This window comes from Streptomyces sp. NPDC032126 (genome assembly GCF_055580085.1).
Genome location: NZ_JBVIMA010000002.1, coordinates 260,753 through 283,064 on the forward strand (window position 1 = coordinate 260,753; position 22,312 = coordinate 283,064).

19 protein-coding genes are annotated in these 22,312 nt (G+C 72.3%); 8 read left to right on the forward strand and 11 right to left on the reverse strand.

What is annotated here, in order from left to right; all coding sequences use genetic code 11:
• The first annotated feature begins 25 nt into the window (after positions 1-25).
• A complete protein-coding gene (locus tag ACZ5NW_RS09705; RefSeq protein WP_468743251.1) occupies positions 26-763 on the forward strand; it encodes an RNA-binding S4 domain-containing protein in 738 nt (245 codons plus the stop codon).
• Positions 764-801: 38 nt separating this feature from the next.
• Here the strand turns inward: ACZ5NW_RS09705 and ACZ5NW_RS09710 are convergent, their stop codons facing one another.
• Both ACZ5NW_RS09710 and ACZ5NW_RS09715 read right to left on the reverse strand, forming a co-directional pair.
• On the reverse strand, positions 802-1,323 hold the full coding sequence (locus ACZ5NW_RS09710) for a DoxX family protein (RefSeq protein WP_468743252.1): 522 nt from the start codon (positions 1,321-1,323) through the stop codon (positions 802-804).
• Between the two features lie 65 nt (positions 1,324-1,388).
• Positions 1,389-2,105: a class I SAM-dependent methyltransferase gene (locus ACZ5NW_RS09715; RefSeq protein WP_468743253.1), complete on the reverse strand. Its 717-nt coding sequence runs from the start codon at positions 2,103-2,105 to the stop codon at positions 1,389-1,391.
• A gap of 186 nt (positions 2,106-2,291) precedes the next feature.
• Here ACZ5NW_RS09715 and ACZ5NW_RS09720 point away from each other — a divergent pair, with 186 nt between their 5' ends.
• Positions 2,292-2,558, forward strand: coding sequence for a DUF6343 family protein (locus ACZ5NW_RS09720; RefSeq protein ID WP_468743859.1), 267 nt, complete (start codon positions 2,292-2,294; stop codon positions 2,556-2,558).
• 5 nt (positions 2,559-2,563) lie between these two features.
• Here the strand turns inward: ACZ5NW_RS09720 and ACZ5NW_RS09725 are convergent, their stop codons facing one another.
• From ACZ5NW_RS09725 to rpsA, 4 genes are all read right to left on the reverse strand, one after another.
• Complete coding sequence (locus tag ACZ5NW_RS09725) at positions 2,564-2,944, reverse strand: tetratricopeptide repeat protein (RefSeq protein ID WP_468743254.1); 381 nt, start codon at positions 2,942-2,944, stop codon at positions 2,564-2,566.
• Between the two features lie 50 nt (positions 2,945-2,994).
• Positions 2,995-3,627 carry a dephospho-CoA kinase gene (coaE, locus tag ACZ5NW_RS09730; RefSeq protein ID WP_468743255.1) on the reverse strand — a complete coding sequence of 211 codons (633 nt, stop codon included), beginning with the start codon at positions 3,625-3,627 and terminating at the stop codon, positions 2,995-2,997.
• 45 nt (positions 3,628-3,672) lie between these two features.
• On the reverse strand, positions 3,673-4,611 hold the full coding sequence (locus tag ACZ5NW_RS09735) for a PAC2 family protein (RefSeq protein ID WP_468743256.1): 939 nt from the start codon (positions 4,609-4,611) through the stop codon (positions 3,673-3,675).
• Positions 4,612-4,832: 221 nt separating this feature from the next.
• Positions 4,833-6,329, reverse strand: coding sequence for a 30S ribosomal protein S1 (rpsA, locus tag ACZ5NW_RS09740; RefSeq protein WP_031166273.1), 1,497 nt, complete (start codon positions 6,327-6,329; stop codon positions 4,833-4,835).
• A 370-nt stretch (positions 6,330-6,699) separates the two neighbouring features.
• Here rpsA and ACZ5NW_RS09745 point away from each other — a divergent pair, with 370 nt between their 5' ends.
• Positions 6,700-7,536, forward strand: a complete 837-nt coding sequence (locus ACZ5NW_RS09745) for a class I SAM-dependent methyltransferase (protein WP_468743860.1) — start codon at positions 6,700-6,702, stop codon at positions 7,534-7,536.
• 137 nt (positions 7,537-7,673) lie between these two features.
• A complete protein-coding gene (gene hrpB, locus ACZ5NW_RS09750) occupies positions 7,674-10,160 on the forward strand; it encodes an ATP-dependent helicase HrpB (protein ID WP_468743257.1) in 2,487 nt (828 codons plus the stop codon).
• Here the strand turns inward: hrpB and pgfA are convergent.
• The 3 genes from pgfA to ACZ5NW_RS09765 form a co-directional block, all read right to left on the reverse strand.
• Entirely contained in the window at positions 10,150-11,142 is a 993-nt protein-coding gene (gene pgfA, locus ACZ5NW_RS09755; RefSeq protein ID WP_468743258.1) for a cell envelope lipid trafficking protein PgfA, read from the reverse strand. The genes hrpB and pgfA overlap by 11 nt on opposite strands.
• A 31-nt stretch (positions 11,143-11,173) precedes the next feature.
• On the reverse strand, positions 11,174-11,308 hold the full coding sequence (locus ACZ5NW_RS09760; RefSeq protein ID WP_468743259.1) for an SPW_0924 family protein: 135 nt from the start codon (positions 11,306-11,308) through the stop codon (positions 11,174-11,176).
• 220 nt (positions 11,309-11,528) lie between these two features.
• Positions 11,529-13,280 (reverse strand): lytic transglycosylase domain-containing protein, encoded by a 1,752-nt coding sequence (locus ACZ5NW_RS09765; protein WP_468743260.1) that lies wholly within the window; start codon positions 13,278-13,280, stop codon positions 11,529-11,531.
• 309 nt (positions 13,281-13,589) lie between these two features.
• Between ACZ5NW_RS09765 and ACZ5NW_RS09770 the strand changes: the two genes are divergently transcribed.
• Positions 13,590-14,456 (forward strand): DUF4184 family protein, encoded by an 867-nt coding sequence (locus ACZ5NW_RS09770; RefSeq protein ID WP_468743261.1) that lies wholly within the window; start codon positions 13,590-13,592, stop codon positions 14,454-14,456.
• Here ACZ5NW_RS09770 and ACZ5NW_RS09775 read toward each other — a convergent pair.
• Together ACZ5NW_RS09775 and polA are read right to left on the reverse strand one after the other, a co-directional pair.
• Positions 14,422-14,781: a hypothetical protein gene (locus ACZ5NW_RS09775; RefSeq protein WP_468743262.1), complete on the reverse strand. Its 360-nt coding sequence runs from the start codon at positions 14,779-14,781 to the stop codon at positions 14,422-14,424. The two genes, ACZ5NW_RS09770 and ACZ5NW_RS09775, sit on opposite strands and share 35 nt — an antisense overlap.
• 453 nt (positions 14,782-15,234) lie before the next feature.
• A complete protein-coding gene (gene polA, locus ACZ5NW_RS09780) occupies positions 15,235-17,961 on the reverse strand; it encodes a DNA polymerase I (protein WP_468743263.1) in 2,727 nt (908 codons plus the stop codon).
• A 458-nt stretch (positions 17,962-18,419) separates the two neighbouring features.
• Here polA and ACZ5NW_RS09785 point away from each other — a divergent pair, with 458 nt between their 5' ends.
• The 3 genes from ACZ5NW_RS09785 to ACZ5NW_RS09795 all read left to right on the forward strand — a co-directional run bounded on the left by ACZ5NW_RS09785 (position 18,420) and on the right by ACZ5NW_RS09795 (position 22,066).
• Positions 18,420-20,699, forward strand: coding sequence for an FdhF/YdeP family oxidoreductase (locus tag ACZ5NW_RS09785; protein WP_468743264.1), 2,280 nt, complete (start codon positions 18,420-18,422; stop codon positions 20,697-20,699).
• 51 nt (positions 20,700-20,750) lie between these two features.
• Positions 20,751-21,239, forward strand: coding sequence for a hotdog fold thioesterase (locus ACZ5NW_RS09790; protein ID WP_468743265.1), 489 nt, complete (start codon positions 20,751-20,753; stop codon positions 21,237-21,239).
• Positions 21,240-21,430: 191 nt separating this feature from the next.
• Complete coding sequence (locus ACZ5NW_RS09795; RefSeq protein WP_468743266.1) at positions 21,431-22,066, forward strand: Tat pathway signal sequence domain protein; 636 nt, start codon at positions 21,431-21,433, stop codon at positions 22,064-22,066.
• The last annotated feature ends 246 nt before the right edge of the window (positions 22,067-22,312 follow it).

A 22,312-nucleotide genomic window follows, 5' to 3' on the forward strand; every position in this document is an offset into this window, starting at 1 on the left:
CACCCGGGCGGCTAAGGTCGGATACATGGTTTCTGAGGACGCGGCCCACGAGCCGGCGGAGCCCACGGGCACGGCGGGGACGGTGGGCGATCCGGGCACGGCCGGGACGTCGAGGCCGACGGAGGCGAGGGAACCGGCGGACGGCACCGGCGAGCCGGCGGACCCGAAGATCGCCGCCGCGGTCGCCGCGGCCGAGGCCGCCGGTCCCGCCGCCGGCGAGTCCGTGCGTGTCGACAGCTGGATCTGGTCCGTACGGCTGGTCAAGACCCGCTCCCAGGGCGCCACCGCGTGCCGGGGCGGGCATGTGCGGGTGAACGGCGAGCGGGTCAAGCCCGCGCATTCCGTCCGCGTCGGCGACGAGGTGCGGGTCCGGCAGGAGGGCCGCGAGCGGGTCGTCGTCGTCACCCGCCTGCTCCGCAAGCGGGTCGGCGCCCCCGTGGCCGCCCAGTGCTATGTCGACAACAGTCCCCCGCCGCCGCCCCGCGAGGCCTTCGCCCCCGCCGGTGTCCGCGACCGTGGCACGGGCCGCCCCACCAAACGGGACCGCCGCGAGATGGAACGCCTCCGCGACGTCACCGGCTTCGGCACCCTCGGCGGCCCGCCCAGCCCGATCGGCCCCGCGGGCCTGGGCAGCTCCGGCACGAACCGCCGGAACCCCGTCCAGCCCGACGACGACCGCCACAGCGCCGGCCGATCCGGCGAGGGACGCCGCGGTGACGGCCGCCAGGGTGGCGGACGACGTGGAGGGCGAGCAGGCGCGTAGGGCGAGCAGGCGCGTAGGGGGCGGGCGGGATCCCCGGATCATGCCGCCCGCCGCACCCACCGGATCAGCTCGGCGTTCCGCTCGCGTCGCGCCCAGGCGATCAGCAGGAGCGGCACCAGCAGGATCAGCGGGGTCGCCGCGTTCTCCCCGTCGAAGACCGTGGTCTGGACGACGAACGCGCCCACCATCAGGCCGCTCAGCGCCAGCGCCGCCACTGACTGCAGCAGCGGCACCAACAGGGCCACCGCTCCGGCCAGTTCGAGCGCTCCGATGACGTACATACCGGCGCTGCCCCAGCCCAGCTTGTCGAACGCCTCGACCGCCGTCGGGTGGGCGATCAGCTTCGGCAGCGCGCTGGCGATCCCGTAGAAGAGAGCGAGCATGATCTGCAGGCCACGGAGGGCGATCCGGGCACGGCGGCCCTTCGCGGTCGCGGACTCGGCGATGACGGCGCGGGCGGCGACGCCGGTGCGGGTCCCCGTGCGGGTGCGCGTGCCGGTGCCGGTCGAGGCGGTGGCCGTGGCGGCACCGGTCGAGGCGGTGGCGGTGGTCTCGGACATGAGGTCTCCTCGGGGAAGCGGTCCGTCGTGCTGTCACAGAGATAGACCGACCCGACCTCCCCAACTCATCGCCCGCCGACGAAACTTCTCGCCTCACCGCCCTCCGCCGGTACCGCCCGCACCCACGTCCGGTCCTCCGTCAGATACCGGTCCACTCTCAGGCCCGCCTCCCCCAACGCCTCCTCGAACTGCTCCTTGCTCAGGGGGCGCGACAGGAACGTCTGGGTCCAGGTCGCGTCCGGGAACACATACTCCGCTCGCACCGAGCGCACTCCGTCCTCGACCGGCTCCGCCGACAGGATCCGGACCGTGAAGCCGCTCGGGTCGACCCGCTCCCGCGGCACCTTCGCGTGGTAGTCCTCGCCCTCCCGCTGGATCAGTACACACCCGCCCTCCGCGACATGCCGCGCGCAGGTCCGCAGCAGGCCCCGCCGCACCTCCGCATCGCCGGCGTGCACCAGGAACGACGCGAGCATCACCACGTCGAAGGTCTCACCGGCGAGGTCGAGGTCCTCGATCGGGCCGCATATCGTGCGTGCCCCGCGCACCCGCTCCAGCATCTGAGCGGACTCGTCCACCGCCGTGACCCGGAACCCGCGCTCCAGCAACGCGTGGGTCACGCGGCCCACGCCGCTGCCCAGCTCCAGGATGTGCGCGCCCTCGGGCACGGCCGCGGCGATGATCTCCGGCTCCTCCCCCACGGGCAGCCGGGCATACAGCTCCACCGCACAGCCGTCGGGGGTGATCGGACCGGGACCCGTGCCCTGATATCCCTCTCGCATGTTCAGCCTCATGCCCGTCCAACGGCCCGTCCCCGCAAGGCCGTTCCCACCCCGCCCCAGTTCACCCGTTCGAGCGACAGCCCCTCGTTCGACTACAACGCGACGGCCCTCCGCCCGGCGGAGCCGCCCGCCTTTGGAGATCGCGCGTCGCGAAGAGTACGTTTCAAGGGAGAGTGGTGTGTGCCGATGCGTACGGGCAGTGAGCCGACGACCGCGCGCAGTGTGCTGCGGGTACGCCTATGGCTGTGTCTGTGGGGGCTGGCCTGGGCGACCTTCGGCACGGTCGCGTTCCTGCTGGTCGGGCGGCTCGGGTGGGCGGCCGCGTGCGGGGCGCTGTGGCTGGTGGTCATGGTGGACCTGAGCAGAGTGCTCCGGCACATCCGGCAGGGCCCGCACTATCAACCGGGCCCGGACGTCCCGCCGTACCGCCCGCCGGATCAGCACCCCCGCTGACCGTGTCAGCTCTCGAAGCGCGCCGCCTTGAGGTACTCCGGGTTGGGGTCCAGCGCCGCGGCCAGCCGGAAGTGGCGCTTGGCCTGGTCGTCGCGCCCCTGCCGCTGGTAGGTGCGGGCGAGTGCGAAGTGGGCGAAGGCGTTGTCCGGCTCGCGCTCCAGCACGATGGTGAACTCCAGCTCGGCGGGCCGTAGTTGAGCGGCCGCGAAGAACGCACGCGCGCGCAGCAGCCGGGCGGCGGTGTTCTCGGGGTGTGCGGCGATGACACCGTCGAGCAGCTTCACCGCGCCCCGCGGGTCCCGTGCGGCGAGCAGTTGCTCCGCGGCACGGAAGTCGATGACGTGCGTCTCCGGAGAACGTCCGGTCGAACCGCTGGTTTCGGGCACGGAAAAGTCCTTCCCTCGCTGCACCGGTTCAACGCCCGGGGGACGCATGTCTATTCCTCCGGCAGGGCCTCCCCCTGTCCCTTCGGCGCACCCGCCCGGCGGGCCAGCTCGGCCCAGACGTCCCGCACGCGCCGCTCCAGGTCGGCCAGCGGTACGTCGTTGTCGATCACGATGTCGGCGATCTTGCGGCGCTCCTCGCGCGACGCCTGGGCGGCCATCCGCGCGCGTGCGTCCTCCTCGGTCATGCCACGCAGCCGGACCAGCCGGTCGAGCTGGGTCTCCGGGGCGGCGTCGACGACGATGACGACGTCGTAGAGCGGCGCGAGGCCGTTCTCGGTGAGCAGCGGGACGTCGTGGACGACGACGGCGTCCTCGGGGGCGGCCTCCTCCAGGGCGCGGGAGCGGGCGCCGACCAGGGGGTGCATGATCGCGTTGAGCACGGCGAGCTTCTCGGGGTCGGCGAAGACGATCGACCCGAGTGCGGGTCGGTTCAGGCTGCCGTCCGGCGCGAGGATGCCCTCGCCGAAGGCGTCGACGACGGCGGCGAGACCGGGCGTGCCGGGCTCCACGACCTGGCGCGCGATCCGGTCCGCGTCGATCAGCACGGCCCCGCACTCGACGAGCAGCCGCGACACCTCGCTCTTGCCGGCGCCGATACCACCGGTCAGGCCCACTTTCAGCATGAGCGGAAGCTTAGGGCCTGCCCGTGATCAGCCGTCCGCACGGTGTCAGTTCTCCCCCTCCCGCTCCGCCAGGAAGCGCTCGAACTCCTGACCGATCTCGTCCGCCGATGGAATGTCCAGCGGTTCGGCGAGCATGTTGCCGCGGGTCTCGGCGCCCGCGACGGCGTCGTACTGGTGCTCAAGGCCCTCGACGAGGGACGTCAGTTCCTCGTCGCCCTCGCGGATCTGGCGGTCGATCTCCGTCTGCGTGCGGTGCGCCTCGGTGCGCAGCGCGTGCGCGACACCCGGCAGGACGAGACCGGTGGCGGCCGTGATGGCCTCAAGGACGGTCAGGGCCGCGTCCGGGTACGGGGAGCGGGCGATGTAGTGCGGCACGTGCGCGGCGACGCCCAGGACGTCGTGTCCGGCCTCCATGAGGCGGTACTCGACGAGCGACTCGGCGCTGCCGGGCACCTGGGCCTCGTCGAACGGGCTGCGGTGGCCGGGGATCAGGTCGGTGCGGTTGCCGTGCGGGGTGAGGCCGACAGGGCGCGTGTGCGGGACGCCCATGGGGATGCCGTGGAAGTTCACCGACAGGCGCACGCCGAGCCGTTCCACGATCTGCCGGACGGCGGCGGCGAAGCGCTCCCACTCCACGTCCGGCTCGGGGCCGGACAGCAGCAGGAAGGGCGCGCCGGTGGTGTCCTGCACGAGGCGCACCTCGATCGCCGGCTCCTCGTACTCCGCCCAGCGGTCGCGCCGGAAGGTGAGCAGCGGGCGGCGAGCACGGTAGTCGACCAGCCGGTCGTGGTCGAAGCGGGCGACGACCTGGTTCGGCAACGCGTCGAGGAGCCGGTCGACGATCTGCTCGCCGGTCTCGCCCGCGTCGATGTATCCGTCGAAGTGGTAGAGCATGACAAGTCCGGCCGACTCCTGCGCCAGCGCCATGTCGACGACGGCCAGGCCCTTCGGCTCCCATGCGTACAAACCCTGCGGATCAAGCACTGTGACCGCTCCTCCTCGTGTTCATAAGCGACAACGAGGCGCGGGGCACGAGCATTCCCGCGGACTGGAGACTCCCGGCGACGCCAACTCCCTCAGGGGGGCGGGGAACTGCGCGACCAGCCCCCACCGGCGGAAAGCCGAAGAACAAGCAGAAAACACTGATGGGCCGCACCTCGAAAGGTACGGCCCATCAATTAACGGCTAAGCCTCAGCGGCAGCGTTCAGCTCTGGCCACCGGCGAGCTTCTCACGGAGCGCGGCAAGCGCCTCGTCAGAGGCCAGCGCACCGGAGGTGTCCGCCCCCTCGGAGGAGTACGAACCGCCACCCGCGGCCGGAGCCGCACCGGCGGCGTCGCCGCCCTCGGCGGCAGCGGCAGCGTCGGCCTCGCGGCTCTTGATGACCTGCTGCTGGTGCTGCTCGAAGCGGGTCTGCGCCTCGGCGTACTGGCGCTCCCACTCCTCGCGCTGCTTCTCGTAGCCCTCGAGCCAGTCGTTGGTCTCGGGGTCGAAGCCCTCGGGGTAGATGTAGTTGCCCTGGTCGTCGTAGGACGCGGCCATGCCGTACAGAGTCGGGTCGAACTCGACCGAGGCCGGGTCGGCACCGAAGGACTCGTTGGCCTGCTTCAGCGAGAGGCTGATGCGACGACGCTCGAGGTCGATGTCGATGACCTTGACGAAGATCTCGTCGTTGACCTGGACGACCTGCTCCGGGATCTCCACGTGGCGCTCGGCCAGCTCGGAGATGTGGACCAGACCCTCGATGCCCTCGTCCACGCGGACGAACGCACCGAACGGAACCAGCTTCGTGACCTTACCCGGGACGACCTGGCCGATCTGGTGGGTACGGGCGAACTGCTGCCACGGGTCCTCCTGGGTCGCCTTCAGCGACAGGGAGACGCGCTCGCGGTCCATGTCGACGTCGAGGACCTCGACCGTGACCTCCTGGCCGACCTCGACGACCTCGGAGGGGTGGTCGATGTGCTTCCAGGACAGCTCGGAGACGTGGACCAGACCGTCGACGCCACCCAGGTCCACGAAGGCACCGAAGTTGACGATCGAGGAGACCACACCGGAGCGGACCTGACCCTTCTGGAGGGTCGTGAGGAACGTCTGGCGGACCTCGGACTGGGTCTGCTCCAGCCAGGCACGGCGGGACAGGACCACGTTGTTGCGGTTCTTGTCCAGCTCGATGATCTTCGCCTCGAGCTCCTTGCCCACGTAGGGCTGGAGGTCGCGGACACGGCGCATCTCGACGAGGGAGGCCGGCAGGAAGCCACGGAGGCCGATGTCGAGGATGAGACCACCCTTGACGACCTCGATGACGGTACCGGTGACGATGCCGTCCTCTTCCTTGATCTTCTCGATGGTGCCCCAGGCACGCTCGTACTGGGCGCGCTTCTTCGAGAGGATCAGGCGGCCTTCCTTGTCCTCCTTCTGGAGAACAAGGGCTTCGATCTCGTCACCGACGGCGACGACCTCGTTGGGGTCGACGTCGTGCTTGATCGAGAGCTCGCGGCTCGGGATGACACCTTCGGTCTTGTAACCGATGTCGAGCAGGACCTCGTCCCGGTCGACCTTCACGATGACGCCGTCGACGATGTCGCCGTCGTTGAAGTACTTGATCGTCTCGTCGATCGCGGCGAGGAAGGCTTCCTCGTTACCGATGTCGTTGACCGCAACCTGCGGGGTGGTGGCGGTGGTCTCGGTGCTGCTCGTCATGTGGGAAAGGGCTCCGGTACGGACATTGAGTCGTAGGTACTGCTACGCCGGGAGCCCGTATCGCTCTGAAGAAGCCGGACAGCCTAGGAAGCGCCACACCAGGAAAAACCCGGTGACGCCTCGACAACCGAGGGGACATACAACAGATGCGAGCGCAGCCTGCTACGTCTGAGGTGCGCAGGCCCGCAGCGCAACTTGTAGCATACGGGGGCAGCCGGGCGGGGTCAATGCGCGAAGGCGCACACCCGGGGCGGATCGCCGCATACCCGGCACACAACCTGTCTCCCGAGGCCACGCAGGGCGTGGCGAGCCCCTTCGGTTTCACCCTCGGGACGGGTTGGTTGGACGGAAGAGTACGACGAGGGAGCCGATCATCCAAGAGCCCGTATCGTCCGCGTACCGTTCCGACCCCGAACCCGAGCCGGAGGCCACGCGGCGTGACGCCGACGTCGCCGAGAGCTCCCGGGCCAACCGGGGCTGGTGGGACCGCAACGCGGACGAGTACCAGATCGAGCACGGCACGTTTCTCGGCGACGACCGCTTCGTCTGGGGTCCGGAGGGCCTGGACGAGGTCGAGGCCGAGCTCCTCGGGCCGCCCGAGGAGCTGAAGGGCAAGGACGTCCTGGAGCTCGGGGCCGGCGCGGCCCAATGCGCGCGCTGGCTCGCCGGGCAGGGCGCCCGCCCGGTCGCCCTGGACCTCTCCCACCGTCAGCTCCAGCACGCGCTGCGCATCGGCGCGTCCTTCCCGCTGGTGTGCGCGGACGCGGGTGCGCTGCCCTTCGCGGACGCCTCCTTCGACCTCGCGTGCTCGGCGTACGGGGCACTGCCCTTCGTGGCGGACCCGCGGCTGGTGCTGCGCGAGGTGCGGCGGGTGCTGCGCCCGGGCGGCCGGTTCGTCTTCTCGGTGACGCACCCGATCCGCTGGGCGTTCCCTGACGAGCCGGGGCCCGAGGGCCTGTCGGTGTCTGCCTCCTACTTCGACCGCACGCCCTACGTCGAGCAGGACGAGCGGGGTGCCGCGGTGTACGTCGAGCACCACCGCACGCTCGGCGACCGGGTGCGCGACATCGCGGCCTCGGGCTTCCGGCTGGTCGATCTGGTCGAGCCGGAGTGGCCGGCCTGGAACACCGCCGAGTGGGGCGGCTGGTCACCCCTGCGCGGCAGCCTCATCCCCGGCACGGCGATCTTCGTCTGCGAGCGGGACTGACGCACCTCGTCCGCAGCACGTCCGCTCTTTGTCGCGCGCGCGTGACGCAGCACGTCGGCTCTTCGGCACGCGCGCGTGAAGGCTTCGCCAGGGGCCGCGCGTGACGGCTGCGCCGGGGGCCGTACGACACTGGGGGCGTGATCCGCTACGACGCTCTGGACGCGCTTCCCGTACGGGGCGCCCTGCCCGCCCTGGACGATGCTCTCGACGCGCACGGCACCGCCGTGCTCGTCGCGCCGCCCGGAACCGGCAAGACGACCCTGGTGCCGCTCGCCCTGGCCGGACTGCTGGGCGACGGGCCGGCGCGGCGGGTGGTCGTGGCGGAGCCGCGCCGGATCGCGGCGCGGGCGGCGGCGCGCCGGATGGCGTGGCTGCTGGGCGAGAAGGTCGGCGAGAGCGTCGGCTACACCGTGCGCGGGGAGCGTGTCGTCGGGCGCCACGCGCGCGTGGAGGTCGTCACGACCGGTGTGCTGCTCCAGCGGCTCCAGCGCGACCAGGAGCTGACCGGCGTCGACGTCGTGGTGCTCGACGAGTGCCACGAGCGGCATCTGGACGCCGACACGGCCGCCGCCTTCCTGTGGGACGTGCGGGAGGCGCTGCGGCCGGAGCTGCGGCTGGTGGCCGCGTCCGCGACGACCGACGCGGAGGGCTGGGCGCGGCTGCTGGGCGGTGCGCCGGTCGTCGAGGCGCACGGCGTGTCGTATCCGGTGGAGACGGTGTGGGCGCCACCGGTCCGTCCCGTGCGGCCGCCGCACGGGACGCGGGTCGATCCGGTGCTGCTCGCGCACGTGGCGTCGGTGGTGCGGCGGGCGCTGGCCGAGCGGCCGGGGGACGTCCTGTGCTTCCTGCCGGGTGTCGGGGAGATCGCGCGGGTCGCCGCACAGCTCGGGGACCCGGAGGGCGTGGAGGTGCTCCAGGTGCACGGGCGGGCTCCGGCGGCCGTCCAGGACGCGGTGCTGGCGCCCGGGGAGCGGCGGCGGGTGGTGCTGGCCACGTCCGTCGCCGAGTCGTCGCTGACGGTGCCCGGGGTGCGGGTGGTCGTGGACTCGGGGCTCGCGCGGGAGCCGCGGGTGGACCACGCGCGCGGGCTGAGCGCGCTGACGACGGTGCGGGCCTCGCGGGCGGCCGGGCGGCAGCGGGCGGGGCGGGCCGGGCGTGAGGCGCCCGGGGTGGTGTACCGGTGCTGGGCGGAGGCGGAGGACGCCCGTCTGCCGCGTTTCCCGTCGCCCGAGATCAAGGTGGCCGACCTGACGGCGTTCGCGCTTCAGGTGGCCTGCTGGGGCGATCCCGAGGCGTCCGGGCTGGCGTTGCTTGATCCGCCGCCGGGCGGGGCGATGGCGGCGGCGCGGGAGGCGTTGGTGGCGGTCGGGGCGGTGGACTCCGCCGGTCGGGCCACGGAGCGCGGGGTGATGCTGGCGCGGCTGGGGTTGCATCCGCGGTTGGGGCGGGCCCTGGTGGATGCGCCCGGTGGCGGGGCCGAGGTGGTCGCGTTGCTGTCCGAGGAGGCACCGCGGGAGTACGGGGACGATCTTGCCGCGGCTCTGCGGAGCGCTCGGCGCGGGGGTGACGCCTACGCGGGGCGATGGCGGGCCGAAGTACGGCGGCTGCGCGCCGCCTCCGCGGAGATTTCCGAGACGGGCTCCCCCTCCGGGGACGACCGGCTCGTCGGTCTCGTCGCCGCGCTCGCTCAGCCCGAGCGGGTGGCCAAGGCCGACGGAGGCTCATATCTCATGGCTTCCGGGACCCGTGCCGAGCTTGCCGAGGGGTCCGGATTGCGCGGGTCGCCGTGGATCGCCGTCGCCGTCGCCGATCGGCCCGTCGGCAAGGGGCACGCGCGTGTGCGGCTCGGGGCCGTGATCGACGAGGGCGTCGCGCGGCTCGCCGCCGGTGCCCTGCTCGACGAGCGGGACGAGGTGCGCTGGGCCGACGGGGACGTCGTCGCGCGGCGCGTGGAGCGGCTGGGGGCGATCGAGCTGGCGGTGCGGCCGCTCACCGACGCCGACCCCGCCCTCGTACGACGGGCCCTGCTCGACGGGCTCCGGCAGGAGGGGCTGGGCCTGTTGCGCTGGTCGGCCGACGCGCGCGTGCTGCGGCAGCGGCTGGCGTTCCTGCGGCTGCACCTCGGCGAGCCCTGGCCCGACGTGACGGACGACGCGCTCTACGCACGCGTGGACGAATGGCTGGAGCCCGAGCTGGGCCGGGCGCGGCGGCGGGCCGATCTCGCGCGGATCGACGCCGGTGAGGCGCTCGCGCGGCTGCTGCCGTGGGCCTCCGGTGCGGCCGGGCGGCTGGACGGGCTGGCGCCCGAGCGGATCACCGTGCCGAGCGGATCCAGGATCCGGATCGACTACAGCGACCCGGAACGGCCCGTCCTCGCCGTGAAGTTGCAGGAGATGTTCGGGCTGCACGAGTCGCCGCGCGTGGCCGGGGTGCCGCTGGTCGTGCATCTGCTCTCGCCCGCCGGGCGGCCGGCGGCGGTCACCGCCGACCTCGCGTCCTTCTGGAAGGACGGCTACAAGGGCGTCCGGGCGGAGCTGCGGGGCCGGTATCCCAAGCATCCGTGGCCGGAGGATCCGGCGACGGCCGAGCCGACGCGGCACACCACCGCGCGGCTCAGGCGGTGACCGGTTCGGGTTCGGCGGGCTCGGCGGGGGCCGGGGCGCCCGGGCGGCGTCCGCGGGCCTCCAGGTAGAGGGCGAGGACCAGCAGGAGCGCGCCGAGGGTCAGGAAGCCCTCGGGCAGGTAGGTCGTCAGCAGCAGGATCGTGGTGCGGTTGGACTTGACCAGGTCGACGGTGTGCCGGATGTAGTCCTCGCGCATCTTCACGTGCCCGGCGAACGCGGTGACCTTGTCGCGGTCGCCGAGGAGGGTGCCGCCGCGCAGTTCCTCCCGGTGGATCTCCTCGCCGTAGACGGGCGCCCCGGTGACGGGCTCGACCCAGAACTTGCGGACCGTGGTGTACCAGCGGGTCGTGCCGGTCCTGGCGACGGTCTCGGGGGTGATGCCCGCGATGGGCATCGTCTTCGGCATGGGGACCTTGGTCCAGGGGATCGTCTGCTCGAAGTAGTAGACCTTCACGCCGCGGAAGGTCCGGGTGCCCTCGTAGTGGATGGGGGCGCTGGTGCGGGTCTGCGCGTCGAAGTACTCGTAGTCCCGCTTCTCGGTGCCGAAGGGCCATTTGAACTCGATGCCGGTGCGGGTGACGGGGTCGCCGTCGACCATCTCGCCGGTGGCGTGGACGGGTTCCTGGGTGTGGGCGTCGAAGATGTAGCGCTCGGGGACCTGGGAGACCATCGCGCCGTCGGGGCCCTGGATGTAGGACAGGCCGTTCCAGACGACGACGTCCCGGCCGGCCGTCTTCTCGATGCGCTCGGACGCCTCGACGTCACCCTTGAGGGTCTGCACGATGGTGATCTTCGGGACCGTGCGGGCGGTCATCGTGCCGTAGTCGAGGAGGGTCGCGTTCTTCGCCTCCAGGACCGAGGTCTGGTAGGTGTTCGGCGGGATCTTGGCCAGGCGCGGGAAGGCGTACCAGCGCAGCAGCGGGGACAGCGCCGCGAAGAACACGGCGAGGGCGAGCAGGATCAGACTGGCCTTGCGACGCAACGGGGCCTCCCTCCGGGGCGGTTGCGGGCCCTCAGGGGTGTGCGGGCACCGTGGTCAGCAGCGGCTTCGGGGACGTCTCGCCGGTGGGCGTGCCCAGGGCGGTGAGCGTGAGGACGAGCGCGAACGCGACGGCGAGGCCGACCGCTACGGCGATCAGGGCACGCATGCGGCCTCCGAACCGGACCGGCCCGACCGACCGAAGCCGGGCATTTATGGGCATCTAATAGGCGTTGACGGGCATGGATGGGCGTGGATGAGCGCGGATGAGCATCTGATGGATCGTCAGGTCCGGCACCGTAGCAAGGCGCGCGTGAGATGAGAACAGGTCGCGCACGACGGCGGCGCCCCCTTCCGCGAAGAGGGCGCCGCCGGGGTCGTACGGGGTGTTACGCGCCGGTGGTCTCCGACGACGACGGGCTCGGCGAAGACGAAGGCGAGGCCGAGGTCGACGTCGAGGTCGAAGGCGAGGGGGAGGGCGAAGCGGCGGCCGTGACGGTCAGTTCGACCGTGACCGTCCCCCCGCCCGGGGTGGTGACGCGGAGCAGGAAGGTGCCGGTGGTGTCGTCCGCGTACAGCTTCGGCAGCTTCAGCAGACCGTTCGCGTCCGTCGTCAGGCCGGTGAGGGTGCGGACGGGGTTGCCGGCGGCGTCCTTGAAGTACGGGCCCTTGTCATTGGCCGTCGGGTCGTCCGCCGACTTGATGAGCATGGCGGTGGCCGCGACCTTGTCCGCGACGGCGCCCTTGTAGGTCGCCTTCACCTCGACCTGGTCGGCGAACTCGCCGCCCGCCGTGCACGTCAGCGCGGTCTGGCCGGTGCGGGTGAGGGTGTCGGCGGCGCGCTCGGTGACGGTGGCCGCGTACGTGAGCGGAGACATGATCCGGCCCACGAGGCTGGCACTCACCGTGAAGGTGCCGGTCTTCTCGCCCGCCCGGAGCGCGGGCGCCAGCGCGACACCGGTGCCGTCGGTGAGGACCGTGGCGACGGTCTCGCCGTTCGCGAAGGTGGCGTCGGCGCTCCCGCTGATGGTGAAGCGGATCCTGACCTTCGCGACGGCCTTGCCGGTGGCGGTCTCCGCGCGCGTGCCGATCCGCTCGGAGAAGGTGTGGCCGGCCATCGCGCTGAGCGCGGTCGTACCCGCGTCCTCCAGGTGGTGGACGGTCTCGGTGGGCGTGGGCGCCGGCTCCGACGGGGCGGGCGGGGTGGTGGTGCCGGTGCCCGGTTGGGCCGGCTTGGACGGTTTGGCGGGCGGAGGGGTCGGCGTGGGCCTGACCGGCGCGGTGGGGGTCACCGTGGTGCCGGTGCCGTCGCTGCGGTGGCCGGGCAGCGAGCCGGTGCCGTCCGGGATCTCGTGGGTGCCCTTGCGGTAGTACTCCAGCCACGACATGACGGTGTTGTAGTAGTCCGTCGAGTTGTTGTAGCTGAGGACGGCCTTGCGCATGCCGGACGTGGTGGACATGTCCCAGTCGTTGCGGCACAGGTAGTGGCCTGCGGCGAGCGCGGCGTCGTAGATGTTGTTGGGGTCCTTCTTGCCGTCGCCGTTGCCGTCGCGGCCCGCCCACTCCCAGGTGGACGGGATGAACTGCAGGGGCCCGACGGCCCGGTCGTACCTGGTGTCGCCGTCGTACGCGCCGTTGTCGGTGTCGGTGATGCTCGCGAAGCCGTTGCCGTTGAGGACCGGGCCGAGGATCGGCGTGAAGGTGGTGCCGTCGGCGGAGACGCGGCCGCCGCCGGCCTGCCCGGACTCGACCTGGCCGATGGCCGCCAGGAGCTGCCAGGGCATGTTGCAGCCGGGCTTGGAGGCGGCGAGTTCCGCCTCGGCCTTCTTGTAGGCGTCGAGGACGGTCGCGGGGATGCCGGCCTCGGAGGTGCCGGTGCCCGGCGTGGGTCCGGTGGTCGCGCTCGGCGCGGGAGCGGGGGTCTTCAGCGGCGGCAGGTCCGTGTAGTAGGGCGAGTTGCCGGTGGCGCTGTCGCCGGTGACGCCGTCGGGCGTGGACTGCGCGTCGGCGGCGCTCTGTCTGCCCTGGTCCTCCGTGGTGGCGCCGGGAGCCTGGGACGCGGACAGTGCCGCGACCGCCGCCGCGGCCACGGCGGTGGTCACCGCCCCCTTGCGCAGCCGCCTGCCGAATTGCGCCGCCATGAAGTGAACCCCTCCCATGGACGCCCGAGCGCCCGACTCTGTCTGTTGCTGTTCGCCCTGTTGTGACGATCGACCAGGCCAGCAGGTTGCCCTCGCGGGCGATTTGCGCTGTTCTGTTCTGTTCATCGATCGCCGTACAGCACATCGACCCAGGCGACCCTACGACAACTTCATTGGCGCCGGGACCCGTTCGTGCCCGGTATTCACCGGTTGGCCATGTGTCATCGGCGCGCGGAGGGCGTCGCGCATACTGGTCGGCGTCGATCTCCGGGCCGGCCGGCCCGCCAACGTCCTGTCCCGGGAGTCCCGTTGCCGTTCACCCTGAGTCATGCGGCGGCGGTGCTGCCCGCGATCCGCGCGGACGGCGGCGGGCGGGGGCGGCTGGTGCCGGCGGTCCTCGTCGCGGGTTCCTTTTCGCCCGACATGACGTACTACGCGGCGAGTGTCGTGTCCGGGGCGATGGAGTTCGGGGACGTCACGCACTCCTTCCCCGGTGTCTTCACCGTGGACGTGCTCGTCGCGTGGCTGCTGACGGGGCTGTGGCTGCTCGTGCGCGAACCGCTGGTGGCGCTGCTGCCGCGGGCCCGCCAGGGGCGGACGGCCGCGCTGACGCGGTGCGGGGCGCCACGCGCGCGTGTACGGCCGTCGCTGTTGCTGTGGTGGTACGTCTCCGCGGCGCTCGGTGCGCTGACGCACGTGGTGTGGGACGCGTTCACGCATCTCGACCGGTGGGGCATGCGGCTGTTCCCCGTGCTGGGCGAGACGGTGGCCGGCTCGCCGCTGTACTGGTACCTGCAGTACGGCGGGTCGGCGGTGGCCGCGGTCGTGATCGTCGCGTTCGTCGCCCACGCGCTGCGGCGGGTGCCCTCGGGCGAGCCGCTCGGGGTGCCGGCGCTGTCGGTGCGGGACCGGTGGTGGGCCGGGGCGGTGATCGGCGGCTGCGCGCTGGTGGCGGCGGTGCGGCGGGCGACGCGCTGGTGGGACTACTGGGCACCGCGCGCCAAGCCGTGGGAGCTGATCCCGACGGTGTGCTTCGGGGCGGGCGCCGGGCTGGTCCTGGGGCTGCTGCTGTACGCCGTGGGGGTGCGGGTGTGGCGTCCGGCCGCCCGGAGTGCCGGCGGGCGGCCGGAGGCGGAGGCGGTCAGCGCCGGGCGGAGCGGTCCGCCGTCGCGATGAAGACCTTGAGGGCGCGGCGGGAGGTACGGCGGGGCAGGCGGGGCCGGGGAAGCCGGCCGAGGGCGCTGACGGCCAGGTCGAGGTAGCCCCGGGCCAGCTGCCAGGCCGGGGCGCCCTGGAGGCGGCTCAGGCCCCGGCGCAGGGGGGCGGTGGCCTCGTGGAGCGCCTTGAGGGGGGTGCGCGGAAAGCGGGGCGTCGCGGCATCCGGGGCGCGCGCGGGCAGCGGGCGGGAGGGGGCCGCGTGGGGGTGGAGCTGCGTGTCTGCGGTCGCCGTGGCGTCAACGCGTGCGGTAGCCGTCCGGCGGTGGAGCATGCGTATACCCATGGCGGCATCTTGTCCGCGCCACACCGTCCCCGGCCTCTCGTCGGGGGCCACGCGGGTGAGGAGGCTTGGGGGCCGGGGGTGTGGGGCCCCGGGGTCTACGAGGGTGTGCGGCGGGTCTACGAGGGTGTGCGGCGGAGTTACGGCCGGTGGCGCGGCCTGCCCGGCACCGCCGGGACGCGCCGCCGTGGCTGAGCAGCGTTGCGGCGGCATAAGGGGACGGCACCGACAAAAGCACCACACCCAGACAGCCCCAGCCCCGCACCGCCGGAACACACCGTCGCGGCGGGCACAAGGTGACGGCAACGACAAAAGCACTGCGCCCTGACAGCCCCAGCCCTACTCCGCCGTGGCGGAACGTCGTCGCGGCGGACGAGGCGTGAGAGGGCCCGCCTTTGTCGGGCGGGCCCCCTTGAAGCTCACCTCGGTGGTGGCTTCCCGTCGCTCCGCCGGAGGCTAGTGTGCTGCCGATTCCCAGTCCGGGCCCGATCCCACCGAGACGTCCAGCGGGGCCCTGAGGTGGACCGCCGTGGACATCTCCTGGCGGACCAGGTGCTCCACCCTCTCGCGCTCGCCGGGAGCGATCTCCAGGACGATTTCGTCGTGGACCTGGAGCAGCATGCGGGACGTGAGGTCCGCCTCCCGCAGCGCGCTGTCCACCTTGAGCATGGCGATCTTGACGATGTCCGCCGCCGTGCCCTGGATGGGCGCGTTGAGGGCCATCCGCTCGGCCGCCTCGCGCCGCTGGCGGTTGTCGCTGTTGAGGTCGGGGAGGTAGCGGCGGCGCCCGAACAGCGTGGCCGTGTAGCCCGTCGCCCGTGCCTCGTCGACCGCCCGGCGCAGATAGTCCCGGACTCCGCCGAACCGCTCGAAGTACGCGTCCATCAGCGCGCGTGCCTCGCCCGCCTCGATGTTCAGCTGCTGGGACAGCCCGAACGCCGAGAGGCCGTAGGCGAGGCCGTACGACATGGCCTTGATCTTGCGGCGCATCTCCGCGTCCACGGCGGCGGGCTCGACGCCGAACACCTGGGACGCGGCCGTGGTGTGCAGGTCCTCGCCGGAGGTGAACGCCTGGATCAGGCCCTCGTCCTCGGAGAGGTGGGCCATCACGCGCAGTTCGATCTGGCTGTAGTCCGCCGTCATCAGGGACTCGAAGCCCTCGCCGACGACGAAGCCCCGGCGGATGGCGCGGCCCTCGTCGGTGCGGACGGGGATGTTCTGCAGGTTCGGGTCGGTCGAGGAGAGGCGGCCGGTCGCGGCGACCGTCTGGTTGAAGGTCGTGTGGATGCGGCCGTCGGTGGCGATCGTCTTGATCAGGCCCTCGACGGTGACCCGCAGCTTCGCCTGCTCACGGTGGCGGAGCATGATCACCGGCAGTTCGTTGTCCGTCTGGCCGGCGAGCCAGGCGAGCGCGTCGGCGTCCGTGGTGTAGCCGGTCTTGGTCTTCTTGGTCCTGGGCAGGCCCAGTTCGCCGAAGAGGACTTCCTGGAGCTGCTTGGGCGAGCCCAGGTTGAACTCGTGGCCGGCGGCCGCGTGGGCCTCCTTCACGGCCTGCTGGACCGCGCCCGCGAACATCTGCTCCATGGCCTCCAGATGGGCCCGGTCGGCCGCGATGCCGTGCCGCTCCATGCGGGCGAGCAGGGCGGAGGTGGGCAGCTCCATGTCGCGCAGGAGGTCCGCCGCGCGGACCTCCTCCAGGCGGCCGCGGAACGCCTCGCCGAGGTCGAGGATCGCGCGGGCCTGCACCATGAGGGCCTCGGCCTCGGCGCCGTCGTCCGCGCCGAAGGCGAGCTGGCCGTCGGCCGTGGCGGCGGGCGCCAGCTCACGGCCCAGGTACTCCAGGGACAGGGCGTCCAGGTCGAAGGAGCGGCGGCCGGGCTTGACCAGGTAGGCGGCGAGGGCGGTGTCCATCCACACGCCCTCGATGCTCCAGCCGTGCTCGGCGAAGACCCGCATCGCGCCCTTGGCGTTGTGGAAGACCTTGGGCCGGTCCGCGTCGGCGAGCCAGGCCGCCCACGCGGTCTCGTCGGCCTCGTCCAGCTGGGACGGGTCGAACCAGGCGGCCGCTCCCCCGGCGGCGGCGAGCGCGATCTCGGCGACCGAGCCGGTGCCGAGGGCCCAGGTGTCGACCGTGGCGACGCCGAGGGTCTCGCCGGCGTGCTCCGCGAGCCAGCCGGCCACCTCCCCGGTGCCGAGGACGGAGCCGTCGACCGCCACGCCGGCCTGGACGGCCGGGGCCGGCTCGGCCTCCTCGGCGCCCGGGTCGACGGCGAGCAGGCGCTCGCGCAGCGAGGGGTTCCTGATCTCCAGGGTGTCCAGGACCGTCGCGACGGCCTTGCGGTCGTACGCCACGCGCTCCAGGTCGGTGACCGTGCGGTCCAGCTCGACGGTGCGGACCATCTCGGTGAGGCGGCGGTTGAGCTTGACCGCCTCCAGGTGGTCGCGGAGGTTCTGCCCGGCCTTGCCCTTGACCTCGTCGACGCGCTCGACCAGCTCCGCGAAGGAGCCGAACTGATTGATCCACTTGGCGGCGGTCTTCTCGCCGACGCCCGGGATGCCCGGGAGGTTGTCGGACGGGTCGCCGCGCAGGGCCGCGAAGTCGGGGTACTGGGCGGGCGTCAGCCCGTACTTCTCGACGACCTTCTCGGGGGTGAACCGGGTCAGCTCCGAGACGCCCTTGGTGGGGTAGAGCACCGTCACGTGGTCGGTGATCAGCTGGAAGTTGTCCCGGTCGCCGGTGACGATCAGCACGTCGAAGCCCGCGGCCTCGGCCTGCGTGGCGAGGGTGGCGATGACGTCGTCGGCCTCGAAGCCGTCCACCGCGAAGCGGGCGACGCGCATGGCGTCGAGCAGCTCGCCGATCAGCTCGACCTGGCCCTTGAACTCGTCCGGCGTCTTGGAGCGGTTCGCCTTGTACTCGGTGAACTCCTCGGAGCGCCAGGTCTTGCGGGAGACGTCGAAGGCGACCGCGAAGTGGGTGGGCGCCTCGTCACGCAGGGTGTTCGCCAGCATCGACGCGAAGCCGTAGATCGCGTTCGTCGGCTGGCCGGTCGCGGTGGTGAAGTTCTCCGCGGGCAGCGCGAAGAACGCGCGGTAGGCCAGCGAGTGCCCGTCCATGAGCATCAGGCGCGGGCGGCTGCCGCCGGAGGGGGTGTCGGTCTTCTTCGATGCTGTCTCTGCCACGCCCCCGATCCTGCCACGCCCCACTGACACCGAACCGCCACCACCGCCCGCCGCCCCCGCCCGGACGGCCCGGCCCCGCACCTGGCCCCGGCCCCCCGACGGCTCAGCTCGCCCCCGGCCCCCGGCCCCCCGACGGCTCAGCCCCGGCCCCCGGCCCCGGCCCCCCGACGGCTCTGCTCGCTCCCGGCCCAGGCCCCCCGACGACTCCGCCCCCGGCCCCGGCCAGCCAGGCCCCCGACGGCTCAGCCCCGGCCCCCGGCCCCGGACGGCCCGGCCCCGCCCCCGACCCCCGGCCCCCCGACGACTCCGCCCCGGCCCCGGCCAGCCAGGCCCCCGACGGCTCAGCCCCGGCCCCGGCCTCGGACGGCTCGGCCCCGCCCCCGGGGGCTGATCGCTGTCACCGGTCCGTGCGAGGATCGAAGACGTACCTCGTCTGTGCACCCGAAGGAGAGCGCGCGATGGCAACGAAGCCGCCGAAGGCCGATCCCGTCCAGGACGCGCCCCAGGTCACCGAGCCGCAGCATGCCGCGGCGGGGCTGCCGGCCATCGGGCACACCCTGCGCGTCGCCCAGCAGCAGATGGGGGTCAAGCGGACGGCGCTGACCCTGCTGCGGGTCAATCAGAAGGACGGCTTCGACTGCCCCGGCTGCGCCTGGCCGGAGCCGGACCACCGCCACAAGGCGGAGTTCTGCGAGAACGGCGCGAAGGCGGTCGCCGAGGAGGCCACGCTGCGCCGGGTCACGCCGGAGTTCTTCGCCGCGCACCCGGTCGCCGACCTCGCGACCCGCAGCGGCTACTGGCTCGGCCAGCAGGGGCGCCTCACCCACCCCATGTATCTCCCCGAGGGCGGCGAGCACTACGAGCCGGTGTCCTGGGAGCGCGCCTTCGACATCGTCGCCGAGGAGATCACCGCTCTCGCCTCGCCGGACGAGGCCCTCTTCTACACCTCGGGGCGCACGAGCAACGAGGCGGCGTTCCTCTACCAGCTCTTCGCGCGTGAGCTCGGCACGAACAACCTGCCGGACTGCTCCAACATGTGCCACGAGTCGTCGGGGTCGGCCCTGTCGGAGACCATCGGCATCGGCAAGGGCAGCGTCCTGTTGGAGGACCTCCACCGGGCCGACCTGATCATCGTCGCCGGCCAGAACCCGGGCACCAATCACCCGCGCATGCTCTCCGCCCTGGAGAACGCCAAGGCGAACGGCGCGAGGATCATCAGCGTCAATCCGCTGCCCGAGGCGGGCCTGGAGCGCTTCAAGAACCCGCAGACCCCGCAGGGCATGCTCAAGGGCGCCGCGCTCACCGATCTGTTCCTGCAGATCCGCATCGGCGGCGACCAGGCCCTGTTCCGCCTCCTGAACAAGCTGATCCTGGAGACGGAGGGCGCGGTCGACGAGGACTTCGTCCGCGAACACACGCACGGGTACGAGGAGTTCGCCGCCGCCGCGCGGGCCGCCGACTGGGACGAGACCCTGCGGGCCACCGGCCTGTCCCGGGAGCGGATCGAGGAGGCCTTGCGCATGGTCCTGGCCTCGGAGCGGACGATCGTCTGCTGGGCCATGGGCCTGACCCAGCACAAGCACTCCGTGCCGACCATCCGCGAGGTGGTCAACTTCCTTCTGCTGCGCGGCAACATCGGCCGCCCGGGCGCGGGCGTGTGCCCGGTGCGCGGCCATTCGAACGTGCAGGGCGACCGCACCATGGGCATCTTCGAGCGCCCCGCCCCCGCCTTCCTGGACGCCCTGGAGAAGGAGTTCGGCTTCGCGCCCCCGCGCGAGCACGGCTACGACGTGGTGCGGGCCATCCGCGCCCTGCGCGACGGCGAGGCGAAGGTCTTCTTCGCGATGGGCGGCAACTTCGTCTCCGCCTCCCCCGACACGGAGGTCACCGAGGCCGCGATGCGCCGGGCGCGGCTGACCGTGCACGTGTCGACCAAGCTGAACCGCTCGCACGTGGTCACGGGCGCGCGTGCGCTGATCCTGCCGACCCTCGGCCGCACCGAGCGCGATCTGCAGGACGGCGGCGAGCAGTTCGTGACCGTCGAGGACTCCATGGGCATGGTGCACGCCTCCCGGGGCCGCCTGGCGCCCGCGAGCACGCATCTGCTGTCCGAGCCGGCCATCGTCTGCCGTCTGGCACGCCGTGTGCTGGGCGAGCGGAGCGTGGTGCCGTGGGAGGAGTTCGAGAAGGACTACGCCGCGATCCGCGACCGCATCGCGCGCGTGGTGCCGGGCTTCGAGGACTTCAACGCGCGCGTGGCCCGGCCGGGCGGCTTCACGCTGCCGCACGCGCCGCGTGACGAGCGGCGCTTCCCGACCGCCACCGGCAAGGCCAACTTCACGGCGGCGCCGGTGGAGTACCCCGAGCTGCCCGAGGGCCGGCTGCTGTTGCAGACGCTGCGCTCGCACGACCAGTACAACACCACGATCTACGGCCTGGACGACCGCTACCGGGGCATCCGCGGCGGCCGCCGGGTGGTCCTGGTCAACGCCGAGGACGCGCGGGCCCTCGGGGTCGCCGACGGGGCGTACGTGGACCTGGTGAGCGAGTGGAAGGACGGCGTGGAGCGGCGGGCGCCGGGCTTCCGGGTCGTCGTCTACCCGACGGCGCGGGGCTGCGCCGCCTCGTACTACCCGGAGACGAACGTCCTGGTGCCGCTGGACTCCACCGCGGACACCAGCAACACCCCGGCCAGCAAGTCCGTCGTGGTCCGTCTGGAACAATCGCCCACCGACTGAGCGTTTGCTCAGCGGACGCCTGACGTACGACGACGAACGGAGCCGGGCCCCATGGGCGAGCAGCACGACGTGAAGTTCCCGCAAGAGGTCATCGACGAGTACGCCGCGCTCGGCGTGGATCTGCCGGCCCTGTTCTCCGCCGGGCACCTGGGCACGCGCATGGGCGTGCAGATCGTCGAGGCGTCCGCGGAGCGGGTGGTCGGGACGATGCCGGTCGAGGGCAACACCCAGCCGTACGGCCTGCTGCACGGCGGCGCCTCGGCCGTGCTCGCCGAGACGCTCGGCTCGGTGGGGTCGATGCTGCACGGGGGCAGTTCGAAGATCGCCGTCGGGGTCGACCTGAACTGCACGCATCACCGCGGCGTCCGCTCCGGCCTGGTCACCGGCGTGGCCTCGCCCGTCCACCGGGGGCGCTCGACGGCGACGTACGAGATCGTGATCACCGACGAGGCGGGCCGACGGGTGTGCACCGCCCGGCTGACGTGTCTGCTGCGGGACGTGAAGGCGGGCGACGAGGCGCACGCGCGCGTCAAGGACTGACGGCGTCCGAGGGCGCGCGTCCCGTTGCTCCGCGGCGGGCGGGCGCCCTAGCGTCGAGACATGACACGGGCACGGGCCGTCCCGCCGTCACCGGCGTGGCCCACAACGGCGAGATCGCGCCAAAATACCGACATCGTCGGCCAGTTGAGCGCCCCCCGGCCGCGTGCGCACTCCGCCCGGAGGCGGCGGTCATGAGCACCATCGGCCCCGTCGAGCCCGGCGAGGGGACGCGTGAACGGGGTGCGTACGACCGCCCCGAGGCGCCCGGCGGCCGGCCCGGAGGCGCGCGCCCCCGACTCTCCCCCGGCCGTCGGCGTGCCGTCCTCGCGATCCTCACCGCCGCCGCACTGCTGGCGGGCGGCGGTGTTCTGTACGCCACCCGGCCCGATCCGCCGCACCCCGTCCCCGCCGCCCTGCCGTATCCCGCCCAGACCACCGAGGTCACCTACCTGGGCCGATACGCCCTGCCTCCGGGCGCGCGCCCGGCCACCTTCGCCTTCGAGGTGCTGCTCAGCGTGGACGGCGGGCCGCCGGTCACCGTGACCGGGCTGAGCCAGCCGTACGCCGGGCTCTCCCTGACCTCGACCCCCAAGGCCCCCTTCCGAACGATGTCCGGTTCAGCACACAAGATCATCATCACCATGCATGTGTCGGAATGCGGGAAAGTACCGAAGAACGCGGGCCTCCCATTCCTCGACGTAACTCTGCGTAATACGCGTGCAATACAAGTGCAGAGTTTCATCCTCGGGACGCGCTATGCACAGGATCTCTCCGAGGCTCTACAAGTCGCCTGTAGCAACGGTTCCGGTAATCACCAAAACACCTGAGACGCCTGAACCCATCTCCGCACGTCCTGCATGTTCTCAACATGTGGACAGGGCGAATCGGCCGGAATTCCGCTGTTCCACCCCCTCAGTACCGCTCTGCATTACCTGGTGTCATAACAAGAGCGTCACAGCCTGGGTCAGACCCTCCTCCACCTTCCCCACACACGCTTAGAGTCACGCCCAGTCACCGCGAAGGTCGGAATGCCATTCGGCTCAGCGCTCGACTCGATCTCTTCCAGGGGGAAG